This window comes from Frondihabitans australicus, assembly GCF_003634555.1.
Lineage (GTDB): Bacteria > Actinomycetota > Actinomycetes > Actinomycetales > Microbacteriaceae > Frondihabitans > Frondihabitans australicus.
The window spans coordinates 928,846-954,127 of sequence record NZ_RBKS01000001.1; the positions used below are offsets into that span (position 1 = coordinate 928,846).

General features: G+C 70.9%; 27 protein-coding genes and 1 tRNA gene. 10 read left to right on the plus strand and 18 right to left on the minus strand.

Annotated elements, in window-relative coordinates; genetic code table 11:
- Positions 1-954 (minus strand): ABC transporter permease, encoded by a 954-nt coding sequence (locus C8E83_RS04275; protein ID WP_121368592.1) that lies wholly within the window; start codon positions 952-954, stop codon positions 1-3.
- 3 nt (positions 955-957) lie between these two features.
- Positions 958-2,526 (minus strand): ABC transporter substrate-binding protein, encoded by a 1,569-nt coding sequence (locus C8E83_RS04280; protein ID WP_121371728.1) that lies wholly within the window; start codon positions 2,524-2,526, stop codon positions 958-960.
- Positions 2,527-2,835: 309 nt separating this feature from the next.
- Here C8E83_RS04280 and C8E83_RS04285 point away from each other — a divergent pair, with 309 nt between their 5' ends.
- Both C8E83_RS04285 and C8E83_RS04290 read left to right on the plus strand, forming a co-directional pair.
- Entirely contained in the window at positions 2,836-3,261 is a 426-nt protein-coding gene (locus C8E83_RS04285; protein ID WP_121368593.1) for an SIP domain-containing protein, read from the plus strand.
- Between the two features lie 74 nt (positions 3,262-3,335).
- Entirely contained in the window at positions 3,336-4,169 is an 834-nt protein-coding gene (locus C8E83_RS04290) for a DMT family transporter (RefSeq protein ID WP_170159842.1), read from the plus strand.
- A gap of 13 nt (positions 4,170-4,182) precedes the next feature.
- Here C8E83_RS04290 and C8E83_RS04295 read toward each other — a convergent pair whose 3' ends face one another.
- On the minus strand, positions 4,183-4,839 hold the full coding sequence (locus C8E83_RS04295) for a hypothetical protein (RefSeq protein ID WP_121368595.1): 657 nt from the start codon (positions 4,837-4,839) through the stop codon (positions 4,183-4,185).
- Positions 4,840-4,933: 94 nt separating this feature from the next.
- On the opposite strand from C8E83_RS04295, the gene C8E83_RS04300 reads away from it, so the two are divergent.
- The 3 genes from C8E83_RS04300 to C8E83_RS04310 all read left to right on the plus strand — a co-directional run bounded on the left by C8E83_RS04300 (position 4,934) and on the right by C8E83_RS04310 (position 7,116).
- Positions 4,934-5,710: an SGNH/GDSL hydrolase family protein gene (locus C8E83_RS04300; RefSeq protein WP_121368596.1), complete on the plus strand. Its 777-nt coding sequence runs from the start codon at positions 4,934-4,936 to the stop codon at positions 5,708-5,710.
- Positions 5,711-5,832: 122 nt separating this feature from the next.
- On the plus strand, positions 5,833-6,249 hold the full coding sequence (locus tag C8E83_RS04305; protein WP_121368597.1) for a hypothetical protein: 417 nt from the start codon (positions 5,833-5,835) through the stop codon (positions 6,247-6,249).
- A 168-nt stretch (positions 6,250-6,417) separates the two neighbouring features.
- Positions 6,418-7,116 carry a phosphotransferase gene (locus tag C8E83_RS04310; RefSeq protein ID WP_245981404.1) on the plus strand — a complete coding sequence of 233 codons (699 nt, stop codon included), beginning with the start codon at positions 6,418-6,420 and terminating at the stop codon, positions 7,114-7,116.
- Positions 7,117-7,262: 146 nt separating this feature from the next.
- Here C8E83_RS04310 and C8E83_RS04315 read toward each other — a convergent pair whose 3' ends face one another.
- The 9 genes from C8E83_RS04315 to C8E83_RS04355 form a co-directional block, all read right to left on the minus strand.
- Entirely contained in the window at positions 7,263-7,727 is a 465-nt protein-coding gene (locus C8E83_RS04315; protein WP_121368599.1) for a hypothetical protein, read from the minus strand.
- A 97-nt stretch (positions 7,728-7,824) separates the two neighbouring features.
- Positions 7,825-8,613: an ABC transporter ATP-binding protein gene (locus C8E83_RS04320; protein ID WP_121368600.1), complete on the minus strand. Its 789-nt coding sequence runs from the start codon at positions 8,611-8,613 to the stop codon at positions 7,825-7,827.
- Entirely contained in the window at positions 8,613-9,683 is a 1,071-nt protein-coding gene (locus C8E83_RS04325) for a FecCD family ABC transporter permease (RefSeq protein ID WP_211331660.1), read from the minus strand. Before C8E83_RS04325 ends, C8E83_RS04320 begins: the two co-directional genes overlap by 1 nt.
- Positions 9,680-10,738, minus strand: coding sequence for a FecCD family ABC transporter permease (locus C8E83_RS04330; RefSeq protein WP_121368601.1), 1,059 nt, complete (start codon positions 10,736-10,738; stop codon positions 9,680-9,682). The genes C8E83_RS04325 and C8E83_RS04330 overlap by 4 nt, the downstream gene beginning before the upstream one ends.
- The gene (locus C8E83_RS04335) at positions 10,731-11,792 is read right to left on the minus strand and encodes an iron-siderophore ABC transporter substrate-binding protein (RefSeq protein WP_170159843.1); all 1,062 of its coding nucleotides are present in this window, start codon (positions 11,790-11,792) and stop codon (positions 10,731-10,733) included. Before C8E83_RS04335 ends, C8E83_RS04330 begins: the two co-directional genes overlap by 8 nt.
- Positions 11,793-11,892: 100 nt before the next feature.
- Positions 11,893-12,792: a siderophore-interacting protein gene (locus tag C8E83_RS04340; RefSeq protein WP_245981406.1), complete on the minus strand. Its 900-nt coding sequence runs from the start codon at positions 12,790-12,792 to the stop codon at positions 11,893-11,895.
- A gap of 97 nt (positions 12,793-12,889) precedes the next feature.
- Positions 12,890-13,747, minus strand: a complete 858-nt coding sequence (locus C8E83_RS04345; protein ID WP_121368604.1) for an SDR family NAD(P)-dependent oxidoreductase — start codon at positions 13,745-13,747, stop codon at positions 12,890-12,892.
- Entirely contained in the window at positions 13,744-14,100 is a 357-nt protein-coding gene (locus C8E83_RS04350) for a Fe-S oxidoreductase (protein WP_121368605.1), read from the minus strand. Before C8E83_RS04350 ends, C8E83_RS04345 begins: the two co-directional genes overlap by 4 nt.
- A gap of 36 nt (positions 14,101-14,136) precedes the next feature.
- Positions 14,137-15,540 (minus strand): dihydrolipoyl dehydrogenase family protein, encoded by a 1,404-nt coding sequence (locus C8E83_RS04355; protein WP_121368606.1) that lies wholly within the window; start codon positions 15,538-15,540, stop codon positions 14,137-14,139.
- 146 nt (positions 15,541-15,686) lie between these two features.
- Here C8E83_RS04355 and C8E83_RS04360 point away from each other — a divergent pair, with 146 nt between their 5' ends.
- Positions 15,687-15,860: a CsbD family protein gene (locus C8E83_RS04360; RefSeq protein ID WP_121368607.1), complete on the plus strand. Its 174-nt coding sequence runs from the start codon at positions 15,687-15,689 to the stop codon at positions 15,858-15,860.
- A 66-nt stretch (positions 15,861-15,926) separates the two neighbouring features.
- Here C8E83_RS04360 and C8E83_RS04365 read toward each other — a convergent pair whose 3' ends face one another.
- From C8E83_RS04365 to C8E83_RS19730, 4 genes are all read right to left on the minus strand, one after another.
- Positions 15,927-16,751, minus strand: coding sequence for a crotonase/enoyl-CoA hydratase family protein (locus tag C8E83_RS04365; protein WP_121368608.1), 825 nt, complete (start codon positions 16,749-16,751; stop codon positions 15,927-15,929).
- Between the two features lie 13 nt (positions 16,752-16,764).
- Positions 16,765-17,550 (minus strand): arginase family protein, encoded by a 786-nt coding sequence (locus tag C8E83_RS04370; RefSeq protein WP_245981408.1) that lies wholly within the window; start codon positions 17,548-17,550, stop codon positions 16,765-16,767.
- 72 nt (positions 17,551-17,622) lie between these two features.
- On the minus strand, positions 17,623-18,381 hold the full coding sequence (locus C8E83_RS04375) for a PspA/IM30 family protein (protein WP_121368610.1): 759 nt from the start codon (positions 18,379-18,381) through the stop codon (positions 17,623-17,625).
- Between the two features lie 81 nt (positions 18,382-18,462).
- Complete coding sequence (locus C8E83_RS19730) at positions 18,463-20,544, minus strand: TPM domain-containing protein (protein WP_121368611.1); 2,082 nt, start codon at positions 20,542-20,544, stop codon at positions 18,463-18,465.
- Between the two features lie 129 nt (positions 20,545-20,673).
- On the opposite strand from C8E83_RS19730, the gene C8E83_RS04385 reads away from it, so the two are divergent.
- On the plus strand, positions 20,674-21,555 hold the full coding sequence (locus C8E83_RS04385) for an EamA family transporter (RefSeq protein WP_121368612.1): 882 nt from the start codon (positions 20,674-20,676) through the stop codon (positions 21,553-21,555).
- 143 nt (positions 21,556-21,698) lie between these two features.
- Entirely contained in the window at positions 21,699-21,914 is a 216-nt protein-coding gene (locus tag C8E83_RS04390) for a hypothetical protein (RefSeq protein ID WP_121368613.1), read from the plus strand.
- A gap of 127 nt (positions 21,915-22,041) precedes the next feature.
- On the opposite strand, the gene C8E83_RS04395 is transcribed toward C8E83_RS04390, so the two are convergent.
- Positions 22,042-22,113 (minus strand) — tRNA-Arg (locus tag C8E83_RS04395).
- 64 nt (positions 22,114-22,177) lie between these two features.
- Here C8E83_RS04395 and C8E83_RS04400 point away from each other — a divergent pair.
- Positions 22,178-22,849 (plus strand): pyridoxine/pyridoxamine 5'-phosphate oxidase, encoded by a 672-nt coding sequence (locus tag C8E83_RS04400; protein WP_121368614.1) that lies wholly within the window; start codon positions 22,178-22,180, stop codon positions 22,847-22,849.
- A gap of 43 nt (positions 22,850-22,892) precedes the next feature.
- Here the strand turns inward: C8E83_RS04400 and C8E83_RS04405 are convergent, their stop codons facing one another.
- Positions 22,893-23,534, minus strand: coding sequence for a hypothetical protein (locus tag C8E83_RS04405; RefSeq protein WP_147430081.1), 642 nt, complete (start codon positions 23,532-23,534; stop codon positions 22,893-22,895).
- 70 nt (positions 23,535-23,604) lie between these two features.
- On the opposite strand from C8E83_RS04405, the gene argS reads away from it, so the two are divergent.
- Positions 23,605-25,281, plus strand: coding sequence for an arginine--tRNA ligase (gene argS, locus C8E83_RS04410; RefSeq protein WP_121371730.1), 1,677 nt, complete (start codon positions 23,605-23,607; stop codon positions 25,279-25,281).
- The last annotated feature ends 1 nt before the right edge of the window (position 25,282 follow it).

Consider the following 25,282-nt stretch of genomic DNA (forward strand, 5'->3'; position numbering starts at 1 on the left):
TCACGAGTCGACCGCCCGCTGCCGGGGGTCCACGAGCCGGTGGACGATGTCGACGGCGAACCCCAGCACCAGCACGAGGCCGGTGAGCGCGAACAGCTCGCCCTGGACCTTCGTCAGATCGCGCACGCCCACGTCGGAGACGAGCATGCGGCCGACGCCGGGCAGGGCGAAGAGCTGCTCGACGAGCACGGCGCCGACGAGCAGACCCGCGATCTGCACGCCGAGCACCGACACGACGCTCAGCATGACGTTCGGCAGCCCGTGGCGGATCACGGCCTGAGTGCGGGTGAGGCCCTTCGCCGCCGCGGTGCGGACGTAGTCCTGGCCGAGGGCGTCGAGCGTGGCCGAGCGGGTGAAGCGCAGGATCACGGCACCCTCGATGATCCCGATCGTCAGCGCCGGCAGGATGAGGCTCCGGAGCGCGAGGCCCGGCTGAGCCCAGCCGGCGGTCGGGTAGCCCTGCGTCGGCAGGAGCTTCAGCTGGACCGCGAACACGGCGATGAGGATCATTCCGCCCCAGACGGCAGGGACGGCGGCGAGGGCCTGGGCGATCACCGAGAGGGCGGTGCCCCCGATCCTGCGACGGTTGAGAGCCGAGATCACGCCCAGGGGCACGCCGAACGCGAGGCCGAAGACGAGGGCCAGCCCGGCGAGGGGAAGCGTGACGGACATCTTCTGGACGAGCTGGCTCGAGACCGACGAGCCCGTGACGAGCGACCTGCCGAGGTCGCCGTGAACAAGCCCGCCGAGCCAGGCACCGTACTGCACCACGAGCGGCCGGTCGAGCCCCAGCGATCGCCGGATCGCGGCGACCTGCGCCGGGGTGCCCTGCGTGCCGGCGATGACCTGCGCCACGTCGCCCGAGAGCAGGCGGAGCGTGAAGAAGATCAGGGCGCTGGCGACGACGAGGCCCAGCAGCAGCAGGACGACGCGCGACAGGACGAAGCGGAGCATCCGCTACGACTTGGCGAGGTTCGCGAGGTTCAGGCGGGCCGAGGTGCTCGACGTCGGGAACCCGGTGATTCCCGAGTGGATCGCCGTGATGGTCGTCGCGGTGTAGAGCCACTCGGCCGGTGCGTCGTCCGCCACGATCTTCGCGGCCTGCCGGAGCTTCGCGTCGGCCTCGGCCTGCGTCGTCGCGGTCTGCGACTCGGCGTAGAGCGTCTGCACCTCTTTGTTGTCGTAGCCGAAGTAGTACGACGGGTCGGCCCACTCTCCGAAGTCGTGCGACTCGGCGTGGTCGACCATGCTCAGCTGGTACGTCGGCAGGCCTGTCTTCGGCACCGTGAACACGTCGTTCAGCCAGGTCGTGAAGTCGACCTGCTTGACCTTGAGGGTGATGCCGACGGCCTTGAGCTGCGTCGTCAGCACGTCGCCGATCGAGGCCGGGTAGATGTTCGGGTACTCGAGCGTGAGGGTGAGGTCGGTCTTGCCGGCCTCCTTCAGCAGCTTCTTCGCGTTCGCAGGATCGTAGGCATCGACCGAGTCGAGGTTCTCGTACCCGGGGTCGAGCTCGGGGATCGGGCCGCCCTGGCGCACGCCGGCACCGCCGAGGGCCTTGATGAGCGCCTTCGTGTCGATCGCCTCGCGGATCGCCTTCCGCACGCGGATGTCGGTGAACGGGGCCACCTTGTTGTTGAACGCGAGCGTGTACTTGTCGGTCGTCTTGCCCGTCTTGAGCGCGATGTCGCTCGAGCCCTTGAGCTGCGCCGACAGTGTCGGATCGACGGCGGTCTGGACGTCGACGTCGCCCGACTGCACCGCGTTGATGGCGGCGGACGGGCTCGTGTAGTACTTGAAGACCACTCCGGCGACCTTCGCCTTCTTCCCCCAGTACGCCGAGTTGCGCACGAGATGGATGCTGTCGCCCTGCTTCCAGTTCTGCAGCTTGTACGGGCCGGTGCCGTTCGCCGTCGTCTTGAGGTCGTTCGTCGCGGCCTTCTCGAGCACGAGGCCGGCGCGACCGGAGAGCGCCCAGAGCAGGCCCGAGTCGGGCTGCTTGAGCTTCAGCTGCACCGTGTCGGCCGATGGCGACGAGATGCTGGTGACGTCGGCGAGGTCGGCCGTGTTCTGGAAGGTCGGGGTGTCCTTCACCTGCTCGAGCGACCAGACGACGTCGGCGGCGGTCATGGCTGCGCCGTCGTCGAACTTCACGCCCTGCTGCAGCGTGAACGTGTAGGTGAGGCCGTCGGTGGAGATCGTGTGGCTCTTCGCGAGCACGTTGACGATGCCGTTCGTCGAGGTGCGCCCGACGAGTCCCTGGTAGACGTTGTCGATGAGGACCTGTTCGAGCGCGATGCCCGAGGTGGTGCGGATGTCGAGGTCGGTGGGCTCGAGGACGAGCCCCACGTTCACCGTCGCGCCCGTGTCGGGCTTGGTCGACGAGCCGTTGCCGCCCCCTGCGCCCGACGTGCAGCCGGCGAGGACGAGAGCGGTCGCGGCGGCGACGGCCGCGAGGGGGAGGAGGCGTCGGCGGGCGACGGAGAGTCGACCGGAGCCGAGAGCAGGGCGCTGGGACAGGCGCATGTGCGGGTGCAGACCTTTCGGGACGTGCTGCGGCGACACAGGGGTCGTGGTCGTCGCAGGACTGACGGACCACCGTGTCGTCGGTGAGCACGGTGCTGCGGAGGGCTCCAGGTGCTGTGGAACGCGTGTCGCTTGCGGACACGGAGCCGTGCGGAGTCTCGCGTCGCTGGTGAACGCGAGACCGCTCTCCACCACGGGTCGCTGCTGAACCCGAGGCCAGCAAGAAAAGTACCACGGGGCCTGCGAGTTTCCTCGGATGTGACGCCGCCGGTAGCGACGTAGGTAAGCCTTACCTATAGTGAGAGGGACATGTTCCTCGATACCCGTGAGCCCGCTCTGCAGCCCAGCGCCACCCGCATCCTGTTCGCCGGCGACAGCTCGTCGATCGACGACATCCAGACGATGCTCGAGGTGCTTCCCATCTGCGCGCGCGGCCAGGTGTTCATCGAGGTCGCCGACGCGTCCGAGATCGTGCCCGTCACCGCTCCCGGTCGCGTGAGCGTCACCTGGCTCGATCGGTCCCGCCGCTCCGGCCGGCCGGGCACGGGCGAGCGGTGCACCAGCGGCGTCGCTCTCGACCGGGCCGTCCGCGCCTGGGTGGAGGAGTTCTTCGTCGACCGCGAATCTCTGGTCGACGGCGACTACGTCTTCTGGATCGGCGGCCCGGCGGGCTTCGCCTACGATCTGCGGCACGACCTCGCCGAGGCGTTCAACGCGGCGCCGAGCGCGCTCTAGATCCTGCGCCCGGGGTCGGCCGCCGCTCCGGCCGTCTTGGCGGTTCCTCAGACTGCGTCTGCCACGATCTTTTCGTGGGGATACTTCTTGCGTTGATCGGGGCGATCTGCCTGGCCGTCGGCACCGACGTGCAGCATCGCGGCGTCCATCAGAGCGCAGGATCGAGGGGCCGCACGACCGAGGGCTCTCTCGGCAGCCGGGGGCTCGCCCGCCTCCTCGCGAACCCGGTGTGGGTCGGGGGCACCCTCTTGATCGGGCTGTCGACGATCCTGCAGCTGGCGTCGCTCCTCACCGCGCCGCTCGTCGTGGTGCAGCCCCTCGGCGTCGTGGGGCTCGTCGTCACGGCGTGGCTCACCTCCCGGCGCACGCGGCAGCCGCTGCCGCAGCGGCGGCGACTCGGCATCGCGCTGTGCATCATCGGTATCGGCGCGTTCGTGGTGACGGCGCTGGCGGTGGGGCAGGATCCCACGGTCACGAACGGCAGGGTCGTCGCGGTCGTCGCGGTGCTGGTGGTGTGCGCGGGTCTCGGGTTCGTCGTCCATCGCGTCACCCGGCGAGCCATGTCGTACTCGCTCGCCGGTGCAGTCATGTTCGGCTTCGTCGCGACGCTGGCGCAGGTGCTGCTCAAGGCCTGGCAGAACGGCGCGCTCGGCTGGATCAGCCTGCTCGCCCTCGCCGGCTGGATCGTCGCGCTGCTGCTCGGCATGAGCTGGGTGCAGCAGGCACACGCGAAGGGCACCTCGACGCTCGTGCTCGCGGGACTGACCGTGGTCGACCCGCTCGCCGGGGTCGTGCTCACGGGGACGCTCTTCGGCGAGCTGTCGGCGGCGCCGGCCGGGGCGATCGTCGGGATGCTGGCCGCGGGGGCCGTCGCCGTCGTCGGCGTGACGCTCGTGCAGCACGACTGAGGGTGCGGGGGCGTCAGCCGCCCAGGGCAGCGAGCCAGCAGACGAGTATGACCAGGGCGGAGAACGCCAGGAACGCGATCAGGCACGCGAAGCTCACTGCGATGCGTCGTGCCGCGGCACGCCAGCCCGGGACGCGCGCGACGCCCAGCAGGTCCGTCTCGATGGCGTAGTCGTTGTCGCCCATCGTGTTCGTCGTCACCAGCAGGAAGCCGTGCGGGCGGCCGAACAGAGCCACGAAGTGCGACTTGCCGCCGCGCCCCTCGATGGCGAAACGAAGCACGCGAGCCGTCGAGAGATCGACGGCACGGCGCCCGAGAACGGTGCGGCCGACCATCAGATCGCCTTCGCGTCGGGTCATCGAGAGCCAGGCGGTCGGCAGCACCACGTACCACGAGAGGATGCCGAGAACGAGCGAGATGCCCATCGCGGACTGCGAGAGCGGGGTGCCGTCGCCGCCGTGTGCATCGAGGCTGTCGAACGTGGTCCCCGTGGCGCGGCAGAGACCGATGGTCACGAGCATCGCCGCGATGAGGGCGCGACCGAACCAGATCCAGGTCGTGGGCCACACACGGCGCCACGCGCGGACGATCCAGCTCCCCACGAGTTCGAGCCCGTGGAGACCTCGCTCGTCGAAAGGACGCGACTGGCGGGGGTCGGCGGCGTGGCTCACGGCAGAATCCTAGGTCTCGGTCGGGGCCGCCACGCCGCGCGGCACCCGCACTGGGGGAGGCGGCGCGCCGGGCCGGTGGCTTAGACAGGGTGGCATGGCATCGTTCACCGACCCGGTCGTGAGGCCGAGGATGCAGGGCAAGGCGCGTGGGATCCTGCGCGCCGGATTTCCCGTCACACCGCTCACGTCGCCCGTCACAGTCGACGGCACCGCCTCCGTCTCCACCGCGGGCGAGAACCCCGACCGCGTGCTGCTCGTGGGCAACGGCCCGCTGAGCGGGTGGGGCGTCCCCTCGCAGGAGGAGGCGATCCCCGGTCACCTCGCCCGCGAGCTCTCGTACCGCACCGCCCGCGCCGTCGAGGTCGACCTCGTCGTCGACCTCGCCGCCCGGATCGAGACGGCCTCGACGCTCGTCGACGACGTCGACCTCCACTCGTTCGACGCCGTCGTGGTCGTGCTCGGGGTGAGCGACGCGCTGCAGCTCCTGCCGCAGTCGCAGTGGCGCGACGGGCTCGCGTCGTTCGCGCAGACGCTCCTCGGCGGGGTGTCGGCGGCCGTCGACGTCGTGTTCGTCGGCATTCAGTCCCCGAGCTCGGTGCCGTTCCTCGGGCTGCCCGTCGGAGGGCGCGTCGATCGAGCGGCGTCCGACTTCAACGCGGTGACGCGTTCCCTGTGCGGCGACCGTCTCCGCTACCTCGAGCCGCCGGCTCTCGACCGGATCGGGCCTGCGCGGCCGGACGTGCCCGGGGCTCCTGCGCCCTCGGACCCCCGTGAGATCGCCCAGGTCTCGGCCGGCTACAACGTGTGGGCGGTCGCGATCGCCGACACCCTGGCGCGTCTTCGGGCGCAGAACGTGGCCTGGTCGCGCTAGAGTTATGCTCCCGCTCGGCGTTCGGCCGGGCCCGGTGATGGCTCGCGTCCGCCGCCAAGGGCGCTTTCGATGAACAGCATTCGCATCATTTCCGACAGCAGGGGCGGCTTCACGCCCGTCCGGTGAGTCGCACGGCGCGGTCGCCGCGCTACCGGCCCGCCATCTGGTCCCCTGCCGGCATCGAGCCGCTCGAGACCGGTACCGAGGCCAGGATTGACGTGGTCGTGGCCGGCACAGAGGTCAAGCTGGCCGCAGCTGCGATCCACGAGGCCATTCGGCGTCCGCTGCGCTCAGTCATCGTGCACACGGTGGCTGAGCGCGTCGCCGCACTCGACGGATTCGACGAGTGCGACCGTCTGCTCGACGAGCTGCAGGTCGATACCCTCGTCGCGCGCTTGCGGCTGGCCGAGCTCGCCCGCTGGCTCTGCCGTTTCGGCCCCGACGACCGGCACCTCGAGGTCGGCATCCTGCTGCTGTCGAGCCTCGACGCGCCCCTCGATCGGCTGACCCTGGCGCGCCTGGACCCCTGGAGTTCGTAGCCGCAGCGCTCCTGAGACACCCGCGACCCGACGCATCGGGGCGCAGCAGCAGCGAGAAGTGTCGGGTCAAGGGTGTCTCGCGCGCGGCGACGGTAGCCTCGGGGGATGAGCGACGGTTTCCCTCGGGCAGGCGGCGCTGTGCCCTCTGTCCGCCTTTCAGGCGGCAATATGAACGCCGTCCGCCGCGAGGGCGACACCGTCACGCGCCAGGCCGGGCCGTGGACGCCGACCGTGCACCGCTACCTCCGATACCTCGAGCGGGCCGGCGTCACGTGGGCGCCGAAGCCGCTCGGAGTCGAGGGCGACCGCGAACGCCTCACCTTCCTCGACGCCGACGTGCCGGTGTACCCGCTGCCGGAGTGGGTGTGGGCCGACCACGTGCTGGACGAGGGCGCGCGGATGCTGCGCGAGCTCCACGACGCCAGCGTCGGCTTCGGCCTCGAAGGCGCCGTCTGGCAGTCCGCGACGAGGGTGCCCGCTGAGGTGATCTGCCACGACGACTTCTCACCGCACAACCTCGGTTTCCGTGACGGGCACCTCGTCGGGGCGATCGACTTCGACATGTGCTCGCCGGGGCCGCGGCTGTGGGACATCGCGTACTTCGCCACGCGCGTCGTGCCGCTGACCGACGATCCGCCGGTCGGGGCGCCGACGATGGGCGACGCTCCTGCGAGGGTGTCTCGGATCCTGCGGGCCTACGGCTCGGACGCCACGTACGACGACGTGCTGCGCGTCGCGATCATCCGCCTCTGGGATCTCGCCGAGCTGTCGCGCGACAAGGCACGCGAACTCGGCAAGCCCGAGCTGAATGGCCACGCCGACATGTACGAGCGCGAGGCGCGCTACCTCGCCGCCCGCCGCCCCTGACCGCCGCTTCGATCGCGCGCTCGGGAGGAAATGTCTCCTGCCGAGCGAGCCGACGCGACAAAACGCGACACCTGCGACGTGCGGGGACGTCGCAGGTGTCGCGTTTCGTCGCACGGGCCGGGAAGGGGCAAGCGGGAGGCAGGGCGCTACAGCCCAAGCAGCGCACCCCACTGCGACGTCGCCGTCGCGATGTCGAGGACGCGGTGCAGCGCCACCCCGTCGAAGTCCCACAGCTCGAGGTCGAGGTCGAGGTCGTCGGCACCCGGCTCGGCGAGCGTGATGCGCAACAGCGGCGCGAAGACCTCCGGCTCGATCACGGGCTCGGTGGCGGTCGTGATGCCGGTGACGCGCGAGGTCTCGATCGACGCGACGCGCCACGTGGGTGCGACGCCGGCGTAGAAGATCAGCGATCCGTCGACGACGACGGCGGTGAGGTAGGACTCTCCGACGACCGGCAGCTCGCGGTGCCCGGTCTCCTCCTTCTCGACCGCGCGCAGCACGATCCGTGCCGGGAAGGTGGCCCGCACGTGGTGCCGTTCCACCCCCGGGTGCATGTCGGCGACCTCGGCGTCGCGGGCGATGGCTTCTTCGTCGTGAGCTTTGGTGGGCATTGCTCGAACCTACGCGCGACTGCTGTTGCTCCTCCCAAAAACGACTCCTCGCACCCGAATCGCGGTGTGCAGAGTCGTTTTTGGGAGGATCAACGGGCTACCGAACACCCGCACGGGCCAGAGGCACCACCATCGGCGTGCCCGTCTGCGGGTCGGGGTGGATCTCGCAGGGGAGCCCGAAGACGTCCTCGACCAGTTCGGCGGTGAGGACTCCGGCCGGATCGCCTTCCGCGACGATCCTGCCCTCCTTCATCACCACGAGGTGCGTGGCGTAGCGCGCGGCCTGGTTGAGGTCGTGCAGCACCGCGACGAGGGTGCGGCCCTGCCGGTGCAGCGACGCGCAGAGCTCGAGCACGTCGTACTGGTGGGCGATGTCGAGGTAGGTGGTCGGCTCGTCGAGCAGCAGGAGCGACGTCTCCTGCGCCAGCGCGAGCGCGATCCAGGCGCGCTGCCGCTGCCCGCCGGAGAGCTCGGCGACGTGCCGGTCGGCGAGGTCGACTACGCCGGTCGCGAGAAGGGCGGCGTAGACGGCGGCCTCGTCGGCGGCCGACCACTGCCGGAACAGCGTCTGGTGCGGAAACCGCCCGCGGCCGACGAGGTCGCGGACGACGATGCCCTCGGGCGCGATCGGCGACTGCGGCAGCATGCCGATCCGCCTGGCGACGTCCTTGCTGCGGTAGTCGCGCAGCGGTCTGCCGTCGAGGGTCACGGTGCCGGCCGCGGGCTTGAGGGTGCGCGCGAGCGCCTTCAGCAGCGTCGACTTGCCGCAGGCGTTCGGCCCGATGATCACGGTGAGCTCGCCGTCGGGCACGTCGAAGTCGAGCTCCTCGGCGATCACCCGGTCGTCGTAGGCGAGCGTGAGCCCGCGGGCGCTGAGGGTGGCCATCAGACCGTTCCTTTCTTCCACTCGCGCACGAGCAGGTAGCCGAGGTAGAGCCCGCCGATGCAGGCGGTGAGCAGGCCCACCGGCAGCTGCGACCCGAACGGCGACTGCTGCACGAGGAGGTCGGCGAGCACCATCATGAACGCACCCATGAGGGCCGAGAGGGTCACGCTCGCCCCGGGGGTCCGGGCGAGACGGCGGGCGACCTGGGGTGCGGTGAGGGCGACGAACGAGATCGGCCCGGCGGCGGCGACGGCGGCCGTCGAGAGGCCGAGGGCGGTGAGGACCACCAGGGTGCGGGTCCGCGAGCTCCTGCCGCCCAGGGCGTCGGCCAGCTCGTCGCCCATCTCGATGAGGTCGAGCCGCCGGGCGAGGGCCAGAGCGCACGGGCCGAGCACCGCGATCGTGATCCAGACGACGGCGACGTCTCCCCACGAGCGGTCGGCCAGCGTGCCCGAGATGTACGCGCCGAGCACGACGGCGTCCTGCGACGACACCGCGGTGATGACGAACTGCACGTAGGCGAGCGCCATGGCGGCCACGCCGATGCCGACGAGGATCATTCGCGACGGCGAGGTGAAGCCCCGACCCGTGCCGAAGTAGACCAGCGCGATGGCTGCGAGCGAGCCGAGCAGGGCTCCGACGGGCAGCGGCAGGATCCCGGGCAGCAGCAGCCCGAACGTCGCGGCCCCCGCGCTCGCCCCCGACGAGAGCCCGATCACGTCGGGGCTGCCGAGCGGGTTCCGGGTCACCGTCTGGAACAGCGCGCCCGCCACGCCGAACGCCGCGCCGACGCCGATGGCCGTGACCAGCCGCGGCCCGCGATAGACGTTCAGGATGAACGCCGCCCGCGCGTCCGGGTGGGCGATCGACGCGGCGAGCTGCCCGAGCGGGATCCCGAGCGACCCGAGCGTCAGGGTGAGCAGGCTCGCGGCGAGGAGGGCGAGGGCGAGCACGCCGCCGACCACCGTCGCCCGGCGGGCGATCGGCACCGCGAGCCAGGTTCCGGCGCGCAGGATCGGGCGGGGGCGCGGCCGTGCCGCTGCTCCTGCGCCCAGAGGCTTCGCGCTCACGATCGCCCCCGCATCCGCCGCACGGCCAGCAGCAGCACCGGCGCCCCGAGGAACGCCGTGATCACGCCGACCTCGATCTCGGCGGGGGCCGCGATCACCCGGCCGAGGACGTCGGCGAGCAGCAGCAGGGCTGGCCCGACGAGCGCCGAGAAAGGCATGAGCCAGCGGTGGTCGGCCCCGGTGAACGATCGCACGATGTGGGGCACGGCGAGGCCGACGAACGAGATGGGGCCGACGGCTGCGGTCGACCCGGCGCAGAGCAGTGCGGCGGCGACGCCGCCGATGAGGCGCGTCCGGCCGACCTTCGCCCCGAGCGCGGTCGCGGTGTCGTCGCCGAGCGCGAGGGCGTTGAGCGACGACGGCAGGATCGCCGACAGCGCGAACCCGAGAACGAGGTACGGCAGCACCTGCCCGACGAGCGACGCGTCGCGGCCCGCGAGCGAGCCGACGACCCAGAAGCGGTAATCGTCGAAGACCTGCGGGTAGCTGAGGCTGACGGCCTGGATGTACGCGCCGACGACGGCGGTGATGACGGCGCCGGCGAGCACGAGCCGCACGGGCGTGGCGCCCCGGCGGCCGGAGCCGAGGGCGAAGACGGCGGCAGTGGCGGCGAAGGCTCCGGGGAGGGCGAGCCACACGCGCTCCTGTCCGGTGCCCGCGGAGAAGAACGCGATGCCGGTGACGAGCGTGGCGCTCGCGCCGACGTTGACGCCGAGGAGTCCGGGGTCACCGAGCGGGTTGCGGGTGAGGCCCTGGACCACCACGCCGGAGACCGAGAGGGCCGCGCCGCAGAGGAGGCCGAGGAGGGTGCGCGGGATCCTGCTCTGCACGACCGTGTCGTCGTAGGCGTGGCCTGGGCTCACGAGCGCCTGCCACACGGTGCCGAGGGGCACGTGCTGCTGGCCGACGGAGAGGCTCAGGAACACGGCGAACAGGAGGACGCCCCCCGCCAGCGCGAGCGCGGGCAGCAGCGTGCGCGCACGGGGCGACGCCCGTCGCGGGCCGGACTGCGAGAGTCCGGCCCGCGGGGGCGCCGCTGTGGCCGTGTCAGCCAACGTTCGAGGCGGCCTTCTTGATCATCTTCACGTAGCGCGGCAGGGCGTACGGCACGCTCAGCGGCGTGATGAAGGTCGACGCCATGGCGAGCTTCTGGTCGACGTTCGGAACGTAGGAGCCGCGCTTGACGGCGGGGATCTGCGCGAACAGGGGCTGCGCCTCGATCTGCTTCTCGTTCGCCTCGTCGTTGAACCAGGTGAAGAGGATGTCGGTCTTGTCGAGCAGGTTCGCCTTCTCGAGGCCGATGTCGCTGGTGAACGTGTCCTTCGAGGCGGGGAGAGCCGCGATGGACGGCGTCTCGGTGAGCCCGAGCGCCTTGATCACCTCGACCCGGGGGTCGCCCTGCTGGTAGATCGACAGCGATCCCGGCTGAGCCGAGTAGACGTAGGCGAAGGTGAGGCCCTTGAACTCGGGGTTCTTGGTCGAGTAGTTCGCGAGCGTCGTCTTGAGGTCCGCGATCTGCTTGTTCACCAGGGTCGTCTTGCCGAGGGCCTTGCCGATGAGGCGCATCTGGGTGTCCCACTTCGTCTGCCACGGCTGGCCGGGGTAGGCGACCGTCGGCGCCAGGGCGCTGAGCGTCTTGTACTGCGCGGCCGTGATGCCGGACTGCGGCGCCAGGATCAGGTCGGGGTTGAGCGCCGCGATGGCCGACACGTCGATGTCGGGGTAGACGTTGAACGTCGCGGGGATCGCACCGCCCATCTTCTTGATGGCCGCGGTGTCCCACGGGTAGTCGCCGGTCGAGTCGTTGCCGAACGTCTGCTTCTCGATGCCGACCGGCACGACGCCGAGCGAGATCGCGGTGTCGGTCGAGCCCCAGCCGATCGTGACGACGCGCTTCGGCGCCTTGGTGATGGTCGCCGAGCCGAGGGCCGACTTGATCGTGACCGGGAAGGCGCCCTTGTCGGTGCCGGAGGTCGACGACGAGCTGCTCGCCGACGATCCGGCCGAGGTGGGGGTGCTGCAGGCCGCGAGGCCGATCACGAGGCCGGCCGCGACGGCGACGGCTGCGATGCGGCGCGCGGTCTTCGACAGCGCTGTGGGGGTGAACACGGGAGGGTTGTTCCTTTCGGGAGATCGGGCGGCAGGAGCCGAGATTCTCGGCTCCGGGAGACGCGCCCGGTGGTCTGAGGTCGCCTGGTGCGACGCAGTGCTAGTTCTCGGCCTTGCCCTGCCGCCAGTACCCCATGAACGCCACCTGCTGGCGGTCGAGGCCGACCTCCGAGACGAGGAAGCGGCGCAGGGTCTTGATGGCGGAGGCCTCGCCGGCGAAGAACGCGTAGAGGTCGGCGCCGGCGGCGGAGCCGTCGGGCACCTCCCAGAGGATCTCGTGGTCGACGTCGATGTCGGCGAGCGTCGAGGCGTCGACGGGGTGCCCGTGATGCTGGGCCGTGACGTAGCGGCCGGTCCAGTCACGGACGGCGGCCACGAGGGCGTCGCCGTAGGGGAGCGGGCCGGCCGAGGGAGCGTCGCGGGGGAGCCAGTGCACGTCGACGGCGTCCGGCACGATGAGCGGCAGGATGTCGGCGCGGGTCGGGACCTCGAGGAAGACGCAGCCCCGTGCATCCTGCGCCAGGGTCTCCAGGATCGCCGCGATGGCCGGCACGGCGGTCTCGTCGCCGGCGAGCAGCACCGTCGCAGCGTCGCCCGGGTTCCACTCGATGCCCATCGGCGGCTGGCCGCTTCGGGCGTCGGGGCCCACGACGACGAGCTCGTCGCCGACGCGCGCTCGGCCGACCCAGGCGGAGGCGGGGCCACCGTCGCCGTGGGTGACGAAGTCGACGTCGATCTCGCCCTCGTGGCGGCGGATCGAGCGGGCCGTGTAGGTGCGGATCGGGTTCTGACGCTCGGCGGGGAGCTCGCGCCACGCCTGCCACCAGCCCCAGTCGTCGCTCTCGTCGTCGTTCGTGGGGAACGTGTCGAAGCCCGAGTCGGCCAGGGGCAGCACGACCTTGATCCGCTGGTCGAGGCCGCGATCCGAGAAGTGCTCGAGCTCGGGCGCCGCCAGCGTGACCCGGACGAAGTTCGGGCTGAGCCTGGAGAGACGGCTCACCTGAACCCGGTAGGGTCGCTGGGTCGGCCGGGTTCGGGTGGAAGTTAGCACACCCTAACTATGGCATGCCTTACCTAACCTGCTGCAACCCGGCAGGTCACAGGTCGCTCGGAATCGAGACAAGCCGACTGGAGGTCTCCCACACCACCTCGGCCAGGATCCGATCCTTCGCCTGGGGCGCCTGTCGCCCGTACGGCTTCAGCTGATCGAAGTAGGTGCCGCTCGGCACGCCCACGGTGGTGGGGCCCGAGAGCGTCGCCAGGGGCACGGCGCCGGCGTCGGCGGAGATGCCGTAGCTGCCGCCGGTGAGCGTGTTCAGCACCCGCATCGACGCCGAGTCGCTGCCGAAGCTCGTCGACACGAAGCCGGGGTGGAACGCGTAGGCCTGGATGGGCGAGCGGGCCGCGAGCTGGCTGATGAACATGTTGGTCAGGAGCTTGCTGGTCCCGTAGGCGAGCCACCCACCGGCCCACGGGCGCTTGCGCCAGTTGAGATCGTCGAGACGGACTCGGCCGAAGAGGTTGGCCGTGCTCGACGTGGAGACGACGCGGCCTGCGCTCTCGACGATCCTCGGCAGCAGCAGCCGGGTGAGGAGGAACGGCGCGAGGTGGTTCGACTGCAGCGTGCGCTCGAAGCCGTCGGTCGTTTCGGAGCGGTGGCTCACGAGGCCGCCGGCGTTGTTCGCCAGGACGTCGATCCGCGGGTTCTCGTCGAGGAGGCGCTGCGCGAGGTCGCGGACCTCGTCGAGGCGGTCGAAGTCGGCCACGTGGGCGGTGCCGCCGATCCTGCTCGCCACCTCCTTGGTGCGCGCCGTGTTGCGGCCCACGACGACCACGTGCGCGCCGCCCTCGGCCAGCGTCGCGGCCGCCTTCGCGCCGATGCCGCTCGACGCACCCGTCATGATCACCGTGCGCAGATCGCTTGGCTGGTGCACTGCCTGCACGTCGTCGGTCACCGGTAGCCGCCCTTCTCGAGTCCCGCCTCGACTTCGAACCGGTTCGTGTGCGGGTCACGACCGGCGATGGCGTACAGGATCGGCATCAGCAGCCCGTACCGCTGCCACTGGCGCACGTGCACGGCCTCGTGCTCGAGCACGTCGTCGCCGTCGTTGTCGCGCGTCAGATAGACGCGACCCACCGTGGTCCCGCCGCGGCCGAACACCCACCGGGGGAGCCCGGTGCAGACGATGAGATCGCCGACGACCCGGATCCGGCCCGTGCTGAGCGGCGCGCCGATGACGAGCACCAGGGCCGTGGCGACGGCGCAGCCCGCCCGCGACACGGGGGAGTCGAGCAGGGGATTCTTCACGAGGGGCCTTCGTCGTGCGACAGGGACCCCTCGTGCTTACTCCGGTCGGCCGTATGCGTCCAGAAGACGCAGCCACACCTCGGTGACCGTGGGGTACGACGGGACCGCGTGCCAGAGGCGATCGATCGGCACCTCCGCCACGACGGCGACCGTCGCGGCGTGAAGGAGGTCGGAGACCTCGGGGCCGACGAACGTCGCGCCGACGAGCACCTTGCGCGACTCGTCGACGACGATGCGCGCCTGCCCCTTGTAAGTGTCGGACTTCAGGCTGGAGCCGGCCACCTGGGCCATGTCGTAGTCGACGACCTTCACGTCCATGCCCTGCTGCTCGGCCTGCGCCGCGGTCAGCCCGACGCTCGCGACCTCGGGGCTGGTGAAGGTGACCTGGGGGACGGCCGCGTGGTCGGCGGTCGCGACGTGGGCGCCCCACGGCTCGGCGTGGACCGGCTTGCCGAGCGCGCGGGCGGCGATGACCACGCCGGCGGCTCTTGCCTGGTACTTGCCCTGGTGGGTGAGGAGGGCGCGGTGGTTGACGTCGCCGACGGCGTAGAGCCAGTCGGTGCCCTCGACCAGGAGGGTGTCGTCGGTGTGGAGCCAGTCGCCGGGGGTGAGGCCGACGGTCTCGAGGCCGAGCGACTGCGTCCGCGGCACGCGGCCGGTCGCGACGAGGAGCTCGTCGGTGACCACGGTCGTGCCGTCGGACAGCGTCGTGGTGACGAGGCCGTGCTCGTCGCGGTCGACGCGGGTCGGGCTGGTGTTCAGCCGCAGGTCCACTCCGAGGTCGCGCAGGGAGTCGGCGACCATCTCGCCGGCGAACGGCTCGTTGCCGCCCAGGAGCCCGGAGCGCGCCGCGAGCGTCACCTTCGCGCCGAGCTGCTGATAGGCCGTCGCCAGCTCGGCCGCGACCACGCCGCCGCCGATCACCATGAGGCTCGACGGGATCGACTGGGCGCTCGTGGCTTCCTTGTTCGACCACGGCTTGGAGTCGATCAGGCCCGGGATGTCGGGCAGGAGCGCGTCGGAGCCCACGACCGCCGCGACCGCGTGCGTCGCCGTGTACACCGTGTCGCCGACGGTGACCTCGCGGACGCCCGTGATCGTGGCGTGCCCGCGGATCAGGTCGATGCCGGCGCCGGCGACCCAGTCGGCCTGCCCCTGGTCGTCCCAGTTGCTCGTGAACGAGTTGCGGCGGTTCAGCACCGCCTGCACGTCGAGTTCGCCGGTCACCGCCTGGCGGGCGCCGTCGACGGCCTTCGCGCCGTCGAGCACGGTCGAGCTCATGAGCAGCGCCTTCGACGGCATGCAGGCCCAGTACGAGCACTCGCCGCCGACGAGGTCGGACTCGACGAGCGCGACCTTGAGACCCCCTCGGGTGGCGTAGTCCGCCACGTTCTCGCCGACCGCGCCGGCTCCGATCACGATGAGGTCATAGGTCGTCATGGGTCGAACGTATCGTGCCGCACGTGGCTCGGCTCGCCGAAGTCCTTACGACGCCGGAACATCGCCTGGGAAGCCGGTGTACCCCGGGGCGTACGGTGCAGGCGTCGACGCGATCGCGTCGACACCACCGACCACAGGAGGTCACCATGGGACTCAGCGACAAGATCCAGAACGCCGCCCAAGACGTGTCCGGCAAGGCGAAGGAAGCCGCCGGCAAGGCCACCGACAACCCGAAGCTCGAAGCCGAGGGACACAAGGATCAGGCGGCCGCGTCAGCGAAGAAGATCGGCGAGGACGTCAAAGACGCCTTCAAGTCCTGATCAGCCGCGTTCTGAGGCCCGTCGCACTTCGGTGCGGCGGGCCTTCGCGCATCCTGCGGCCGTGCCCTAGTGGCCGGTGAAGGTCGCCTCGCCCCGCTGCTGGAACGACTGCATGCCCAGGCGGGAGTCCTCGGTCTGCATGAGACGCACGAGCTCGGACTGCAGAAGATTCTCGGCTGCGGCCTCGCCAGCACGTACGGCGATGCGCGCGTTGGCGAGCGTCGCCTGGACGGCGAGGGGAGCCTGCTCGGCGATGCGGTGCGCGAGGTCGTACGCGCGGTTGTAGACCTGGTCGTTGAAGACGACCTCCTGCACGAGGCCGATGCGCAGCGCCTCTTTGGCGTCGAAGGTCTCGCCGGTCAGCATCCAGCGCATCGCGTTGCCCCAGCCGACGCGCGCCGGGAACCGCGTGGTCGCGCCGCCGAACGGCAGGATGCCTCGACGCACCTCCATCTGGCCGAAGCGGCTGGTCTTCGCCGAGATGACGATGTCGCTCACCAGGGCGAGCTCGACGCCGAGCGTGAGGCACGTGCCCTGCACCGCCATGACGACCGGCTTCGACAGCTGCGTGCCGTCGACCTGCCACGGGTTGATGCCGCCCTCGGGCACGATGTCGAGGCCGTCCGGGGTCACGGCCTTGGCCACGTCGGCCAGGTCGAGGCCGGCGGTGAAGTGCTCGCCCTTGGCGTGCAGGAGCCCGCACCACAGGTCGGGATCTCTCTCGAGCAGCCCGTACGCGAGGGACAGCTCGTGCAGCATCCGCAGGTCTGCCGCGTTCCGCTTCTCCTCGCGGTCGAGCCCGATGATGAGCACGTGGCCGTCGCGTTCGACGGTGACGCGCGGCCGGTCGGGATCGAGGTCGGCGAGCTTCTTAGCCTTGCTGGGGGTCATGAGGCGATCGTAGTCAGCGGGCCAAGGCCCCGACGATGCGGAGGATCGTCCCCATGTCGTCGGCCGCGGCCTCGGGGGTGGCCGGCGCGAACGAGCAGAGGCCGGCGCCGACGAGCTCGAAGCGGGCCCGCAGCTCCTGGATCGTCTGCACCAGGGTGGCCGGCGCGAGACCGAAGGGCTGCGGGTCGAGGAGGCCGTCGAACTCCGACGGGTCGAGCACGTCGAGATCGACGTGGATGTACACCGAGGATGCCCCCGTCGCGGCCACGGCCTCGACGACCTCGGCCGGGTCCAGCTCGAACGCCGACACCGTCGTGATGCCGGCCTCCTCGATGTAGGCGTCTTCGGCGTCGTCGTAGGTGCGGGCCCCGGCGAGGACGACCCGGCTCGGCTCGAGCCGCGGAGTGCCCGCCGCTGCCGCGGGCAGGGACGCAGCCGCGAACTCGCCGTCGGCGCGCCCCAGCAGAGCCCCGAGCACCATGCCGCTGAACGCGCCGCTCTCGCTGGTCGCGGGCGAGTTGAGGTCGGGATGCGCGTCGAACCAGACGACCGCCGTGTCGTCGCGCAGAGCGTGCCGGACCGCCGTGAACTCCACACCGCAGTCGCCGCCGACCACGAGCGCGACCTCGGTCGACTCGTCGAGCACTCGCGAGAGGTCGTTCGACACGGCGGCCACCGACGACAGCCGGTGGATCGCCGTGCCGAGACCGTCGCCGGCGCCGACCGGCACCTCGACCATCGCGCTCGCCTTCGCGGGCAGGTCTCCGAAGATCGCGTTGGCGCCCTCGGACAGTCTCATCGCACGCGGCGAAGGAGACCCCTGCCACTGCGGTACGGCGACGAACCTCATCCCGTCAGCATGGCATACGGGTCAGGATCCGAGAGGCTTCGACTCCCACTCCTCGACCGGCGCGGCGCCCCCGCCGAGCTTGAGCTGCGCGAGACGGGCCTCGACCTCGGTCTGGGCGTCGAGATTCTCGAGGCTCTCGAACTGCGCGTCGAGACTGGAGGCCTGGAGCTCCTGCTGGCCCATGACCTTGGCCTCCTCGCGACGGATCTTGTCCTCGAAGCGGCCGAGGTCGCTGGTCGGGTCGAGCACGTTGATGCTGCCGATGGCGTCGTTGACCTTCGACTGGGCCGACGCCATCTTGGAGCGGGCGACGAGCTCGTTGCGCTTGTTGTTGAGGTCTTGGAGCTTCTGCTCCATCTGCGACAGGCCGGTCTTCAGCTTGTCGACGACCTGGGTCTGCTGGGCGATGGTCGGCTCGGCGTCCTTGGCCTCCTTCTCGCTCGACATCTGGCGGCCGATCGCGACCTTGGCCAGGTTGTCGAACTTGTCGGCCTCGGTCGTGTTTCCGGCGGTGCGCAGCTCGTCGGCCTTCTTCGAGGCGGCGAGGGCCTTGTTGCCCCAGTCGGCCGCGGCGTCGACGTCTTCCTTGTGGTCCTGCTCGAGGAGGCGGAGGTTGCCGATCGTCTCCGCGACGGCGTCCTTTGCGTCGGCGATGGAGTTCGTGTAGTCGCGGACCAGCTGGTCGAGCATCAGCTTGGGGTCTTCGGCCTGATCGATGAGGTTGTTGATGTTCGCCTTCGTGAGCTGCGCGATGCGCCCGAAGATCGACTGCTTAGCCATCGGTGCTTTCCTTTCGTGATGCCCCGCGTGGGGCGTGAGTGTTCACCTGTCGTCCGAACTGCGCGTCGTGCCGGTCTCCGGTCAGAAGCGGCCTCCGCTGGAGTCGAAGCCGCCGCCGCCGCCTCCGCCTCCGCCGCCTCCGCCGCCTCCGCCCCCGAAGCCGCCGCCTCCGCCGAAGCCGCCCCCGCCGAAGCCGCCCCCGCCGAAGCCGCCGCCGCCACCCCAGCCGCCGCCTCCGCCGCCGCCGTTGAGGAGACCGCCGATGATGACGCCGGTGAGGATGCCGCCGAGGTTGGCGCCGCCCTGGCCGCGACCCATGCCGCCGCCGAGACCGCCCATGCCGAAGCCCTGCTGTTGGTACATGCCGACCTCGTCGTTGGCGTCGTTGGCCGCCGCAGAGGCCATGGCCGCCGCCTGCTGCGCCTCGGCGACCGCAGTGTTCGGGTCGTTCGTGGCCAGGCCGACGGCGGTCTGCAGGTGCCGCTCGGCCTCGGAGAGCCGGGTGCGCGGCCCCGCGGAGATGGCGCCGCGCCTCGTCTCGATGAAGTCCCGCGCGGCCGAGATCTGACTGCGCGCGTTGAGGAGGGCCTGGTCGAGCGTGGCCTGGGCGCGCTGCCGAGACACCTCGACGTCGCGGACCGCCGCCATCGCCGTGTCGATCGACGTGTTGGCGGCCGTCAGCCGGTCGAGCACCGCCAGCGGGTCGTCACGGTTGGCGTCGGCGAAGCCGAGCGCGGCCTGGACCTCCGACACCGCGGGCGCGAGACCCGTGCCCTGCGTGGCGTCGGCGGCCGGCACCTTCTGAGCGGCCACGAGGTCCTGGCGGAGGTCCTGCGAGGCCGCTTCGATCGAGGCCTGGGCTGTGCCGAGCGACGTGCCGGCCTTGTCGATGGCATCGAGCAGCTGGACCACCTGGACGAGCGCCTGCTGACCGCGCTGCACGCTGCCGACGGCCTCGCCCTTATTGTCCGCGGCGATCTGGCCCTCGGCCTCGGTCGCGGTCTGCTCGACGAACTCGAGCAGGCGGTCGGCCTGGTCGGGGTTCTGGGCGACGCTCGCCACCGCCTTGGCCGAGTAGGTGGAGGTCAGCGACGCGAGTGTCTTCTCGGCCGAGTCGGCGCGCTGCTTCAGCTCGGCCGCCGACGTGTGCAGGCGCGCGGTGTCGTCCACGACGGTGGCCTCCGAGGCGCGGAGCTTGTCGTAGGCCTCGGACTGCGCCTCGATGTCGGCGTGCGCGCCCTCGCAGAGCTCGATGATCTGCTCCGTCCACGACCGGGTCTCCTCGGGCGTGTCGGGAATGTCGTCGTCGAGCTTCTGGCGCAGCTCGAAGGCCTGGCGGACCTTCTGCTTCGCGGAGTCGACGGCCCGCGCGAAGGGTTCGGCGGCGGCGGAGCCGAACTGAGCCGACGCGAAGTCGACCTCCTGGGTGGCCTGCGTGATCTGGTCGTCGATGCCGACGAGGAGGGCCGCGGCTCTGCGGGTGAGGTCGGCCTGGGACGCGCGGCTCTTCTCGAGCTCCTGCGCCCTGGAGCGCCGCCGGCGGACCGACACGATGATCACGATCACGACGATGATGACGACGACGATGCCGAGGACGATCGGGATCCAGGTGAGGTTCGGCGGCCCTGCGGCCTTGTCGATGCCCGAGGCCATCGCGGTGGCGGCGGCCGCCCAGTGCGAGTCGCGCAGCTGCGGCACGAGGTCGTTCGTCTCGATCGAGGCGAGGTCGGAGTTGGAGAGCTTCGACGCGGTGTTCTTCTCGACGTCGTACTGGCGATCCTGCACGGCGATCGACAGGAGGATGTCGTTGGCGCCGAGGTTGTTCAGCTTCGCGGTCGCGGCACCCCACGAGGTGCGATCGGACGGGTTGGAGAACGTCGGCACGTAGACGACGAGCAGGTTGATGCCCGTGTCGGAGTTCAGCTTGTTGAGCGACGTCGTGATCGTGGCCTTGTCGCTGCCCGACAGCACGCCCGCCTGGTCGAGGACGTAGGCGCCGTTCAGGTCGACAGGCGACGTCGCCTGCGCCGCAGGCGCGGGGCCGACGAGGGCGACGGCGGCCGCGGCGACGAGGAGGCCGTACGTCGCCAGACGGAGGCGGAGAGGGGCGGGCCGGCGCCCAGACCTCGCGCCGGTGCCGATCGGTGTGGGTTCCCGGAACACTGTTCTCTCCTGGATCGTCGCGACACGCCGCGGTGGCGCGGAAAAACGGTTGCCTGGCGCCCACGCTATCCGCGAAACGACGCCGATGGCCGGGAGTTTAGCCAGGAGTCTCGTGCGCTGTATGTCTTAATGGGGAGCGTGCCTCGCGTCCCCGCTCCGCTGCTGGCGGTGGCGGCGATCTTCTCCGTCCAGTTCGGCAGCGCTTTCGCCCGTCTGCACTTCGACGAGGTCGGTCCGACGGGGGCCGCCACGCTGCGACTCGTCTTCGGTGCGGTGATCCTCGTGGTGGCCGTGCGGCCCCGGGTCGGGCGCTGGCGTCTGCGGCAGTGGGTGGCCGCGATCCTGCTCGGGTTGGCCCTGGCCGGCATGAACTCGCTGATCTACCTGGCGCTCGCGCGGATCCCCCTCGGCGTCGCGGTGACGCTCGAGTTCACCGGGCCCCTCGCGGTCGCGCTGGCGCAGACCCGCCGCTGGCGAGACGCCGGCTGGGCCCTGCTCGCGTTCGTCGGGGTGGTGCTGCTCGGCGTGGGGTCGACCGGATCGATCGCGCTCGGGGGAGTCCTGCTCGCCTTCGGCGCGGCCGCGTTCTGGGCGGGCTACATCTTCGCCTCCTCGCACGCGGGCCGTCTCATCGACGGCATCGACGGGCTCGTGGTGGCCGTCGTGGTCGCTGCGATCGTCGTGTCGCCGTTCGGCGCCGGTCGCGCCTGGCACGCGGTGGTGCAGGAGCCGACGCTGGTCGCCGTGTTCCTCGCGGTCGCCCTTCTCACGTCGGCCCTGCCCTACGCCCTGGAGATGGTCGCCCTCCGCCGCATCGAGACGAGGGTCTTCGGAGTGCTCTCGAGTCTCGGCCCCGCGGTCGCTGCCCTGGCCGGTCTCGTCGTCGTGCACCAGGCCCTCGACGCACGCGAGATCGTCGCGCTCGTGCTCGTGACGGCCGCCTCCGTGGGCGTTACGGTGACGAGGCGGTCAACCGGTTCTGCGATGTCCCACGATGTCAGCCTCGGCTGAATCGATGTAACCCGAAAAACCCCGTCTTGCCAGGCGATTCTGGGGATCGGAGGGGTGTTTTGTCCCCCTGGCCGAGGGTACAGTTCTGTCTAGACGGTCGCTGGTGGTCCCGGCGGCAAACAGCGTCGTTGAGGGAGGACACCATGGGAGCTGTTCTGGAGCGCACATCGCAGGCGGAGGTCGTTCCGCTGGGCGACGGATACAGCCGAGTCTCGACGCCCACTGCGGGTGTCATCGGCTTCGTGAAGGAGAGCGCCGGGCGCTACGAGGTCCTGCGCGGTCGGGTGCGGAGCGCCACTCGCGCTGAGGGTGCCTACGGCTCGCTCGACGTCGCGGTCATCGCACTGACGTACTCCTGATCGGCGCCTGCTGATCCATCGCGGCTGCGGGGCGACCGACTGGTCGCCTGCCCTGCGAACACTTCGAGCGGCTCGGAGCCTCACGGTTCCGGGCCGCTTCTCGCTGCCCGGACCGTGGCGTGGAATGTGCCCCCAGTAGGATTCGAACCTACGCCCCTGCCTCCGGAGGGCAGTGCTCTATCCCCTGAGCTATGGGGGCCCAGATGCTTCAACCGTAGCAGTCCTCGAGTGCCCGGTGAGCCACGACGGGGTTGAGTGGGCGCATGAGCATCGAGACGCGAGACATCCGCCGGATCCTGCGCCAGGCGAAGACCTTCCCGCCCGACATGCCCGCCTTCGACGCCGACGCGGCCCCCGACGAGCCGTTGGGGCTCCTGGTCGACTGGCTGTCCGCGGCGATCGAGGCCGGCGTCAACCAGCCGCACGCGATGACCCTGTCGACCTGCGACAGCACCGGCCACGTGACGGCCCGCACGCTACTGCTGAAGGACGTCGACGACGCCCTGTGGTTCGCGTCGAGCGACGAGAGTCCCAAGGGGCGCCAGATGGCCGAGAACCCGCACGTCGCACTGACGCTCTACTGGCGCGAGCAGGGCCGCCAGATCCGGGTCGAGGGCCAGGCGCAGCCGGGCCCGGCCGAAGTCGGTGCGGCCGACTTCACCGCGCGGCACCCCGACTCGCGCGCTGTCGCGATCGCCCTGCCGCAGTCGAGCGCCTACGACCCTGGGTCGCAGGAGCCGCAGGCCCGCCTGGCCGCCGCCCGAGAGCTCGTCGCCCAGGACGACGACTTCGCGCCCGACGACTGGACCGCCTACCGGGTCGTGCCCACCGTGGTGGAGTTCTGGCAGGCGACGACCGGGCGCGACCAGGTCCGCCTCCGCTACGACCGCGTCGGCGAGGGCACCGGCTGGACGAGCACGCGCCTCTGGCCGTGAGACGCAGCGGCTGAGAGTCGCCAGCCGCAGCGGCTGAGAGCCGCTAGCCGCGAGCCTTGAGCACGCCCAGCGCCGAGTCGACGATCGGCTCCGCCCCGCCGGGCTCGCCGAACGCGGCCGTGTCGGAGATCGCGACGACCCAGTACGACCCGGTGAACGCCTCGGCGGTGCCCGTCTTTCCGTCGAGCGAGAAGTAGCCCTCGCCGGCGTAGGTGGGCACCTGCTGGCTGGAGGTCACGAGCGCGTTCTTGAGGCGCGTGAGGCTGGCGTCCGAGTACTGCCCGACGGCGAGGGTCATCGTGTCGCCCGACGACGAGGTCCAGGTGCAGACCGTGCCGTCGTCGGCGGCGATCACGGCCGCGTCGCTCTCGGCCGGCGGCTTCGGCTTCGCGTCGGCGGTCATGCCCGAGTAGATGGTGAGGACGGACGCGGGTGCGAGCGTGTCGCAGGGGATGCTCAGGGCGGTGGCGTCAAGGGGCGCCGAGCCGGCTGCCCCGGTCGGCGTCGGCGTCGGCGTGGAGGCGGCGGACGCCTGCGGGGTGTGCGAGGCTGCGCCGGTCGGAGCGCCTGATCCTGTGCACCCGGCCAGGAGCAGCGGGACGGTCAGCGCGCCCAGCGCCACCGCCGCACCTCGAAGGCGGCGGGCGCGGTCACGGACGGGGGAGTGTCGTGTGGCCGGATGCATGCACACCATCTTCCCGTACGCCCGCCCTGTGCCGAAAAGGGCCGGTCGCGGCCCGGTAGGATTGTCGACCGTGACTCCCGCCGAACTTTCCGTCTCGCTGCTCGCCATCGTCCAGGGTGTCGTCGAGCGCCGACGCGAGGCCGACGCCGAGCTCGCCGAGGTCGCGGTCACCCCCGCCGACGCCGCCCTCGAGCGCCCGAAGAATCGCGACCACGGCGACTGGGCGTCGAACGTGGCGATGAAGTTCGCGAAGCGACTCGGCACGAACCCGCGCGCTCTCGCCGACGAGATCGCCGGCGACCTCGCCGAGGTCGACGGCATCGCCTCGGTCGACGTCGCGGGCCCGGGATTCATCAACATCACGCTCGAGGCCGCCGCCGCCGGTCTCCTCGCGAAGACCATCGTCGACCAGGGCGCCCTCTACGGCTCGGGCGACTACTACGACGGCGTGACGATCAACCTCGAGTTCGTCTCGGCCAACCCGACCGGCCCGATCCACATCGGCGGCGTCCGCTGGGCCGCCGTCGGCGACAGCCTCGCCCGCGTGTTCGAGGCGGTCGGCGGTCAGGTGACCCGCGAGTACTACTTCAACGACCACGGCGCGCAGATCGACCGCTTCGCCCGGAGCCTGGTCGCCTCCGCCCTCGGCGAGCCCACGCCGGAGGACGGCTACGGCGGCGACTACATCTCCGAGATCGCCGCGCGCGTCATCGACACCTTCGACGGCGACGTCCGCGACCTGCCCCGCGACGAGGCGCAGGAGCTCTTCCGAGCCGTCGGCGTCGAGTTCATGTTCGCCGACATCAAGGCCTCGCTGCACGACTTCGGCGTCGACTTCGACGTCTACTTCCACGAGAACTCGCTGCACGAGTCGAAGGCGGTCGAGCGCGCCGTGGCGCGGCTGCGCGAGCTCGGCCACATCTACGAGGCCGACGGCGCGACCTGGCTGCGCACCACCGAGTTCGGCGACGACCGCGACCGCGTCGTGATCAAGTCCGACGGCGAGGCCGCCTACATCGCGGGCGACATCGCGTACTACCTCGACAAGCGCGAGCGCGGCTTCGAGCGCAACATCATCATGCTCGGCGCCGACCACCACGGCTACATCGGCCGCATGATGGCGATGTGCGCGGCGTTCGGCGACACCCCGGGCGTCAACCTCGAGATCCTCATCGGCCAGCTCGTCAACCTGCTGAAGGACGGCGAGCCCGTCCGCATGTCGAAGCGTGCCGGTACCGTCGTCTCAATGGAGGACCTCGTCGACGTCGTCGGCGTCGACGCCGCCCGGTACTCGCTGGTGCGCTCGTCGATGGACTCGATGGTCGACATCGACCTCGACCTCCTCACGAAGAAGAGCAACGACAACCCCGTCTTCTACGTGCAGTACGCCCACGCGCGCACCTGCGCCGTCGACCGCAACGCGGCCGCATCCGGCGTCGACCGCTCGGCCTTCGACGCGTCGCTTCTCACCCACCCGACCGAGGCTGCTCTGCTCGGCGCGCTCAGCGAGCTCCCGCGCGTCGTCACGCAGGCCGCCGAGCTGCGCGAGCCGCACCGCGTCGCCCGCTATGTCGAAGAGGTCGCTGGCACCTACCACCGCTGGTACGACGCCTGCCGCGTCACGCCGCTGGGCGACGAAGAGGTGACCGACCTGCACCGCACGAGGCTCTGGCTGAACGACGCGGCGGGGCAGGTGATCCGCAACGGTCTCGGCCTCCTGGGCGTCTCGGCTCCCGAGCGGATGTGAC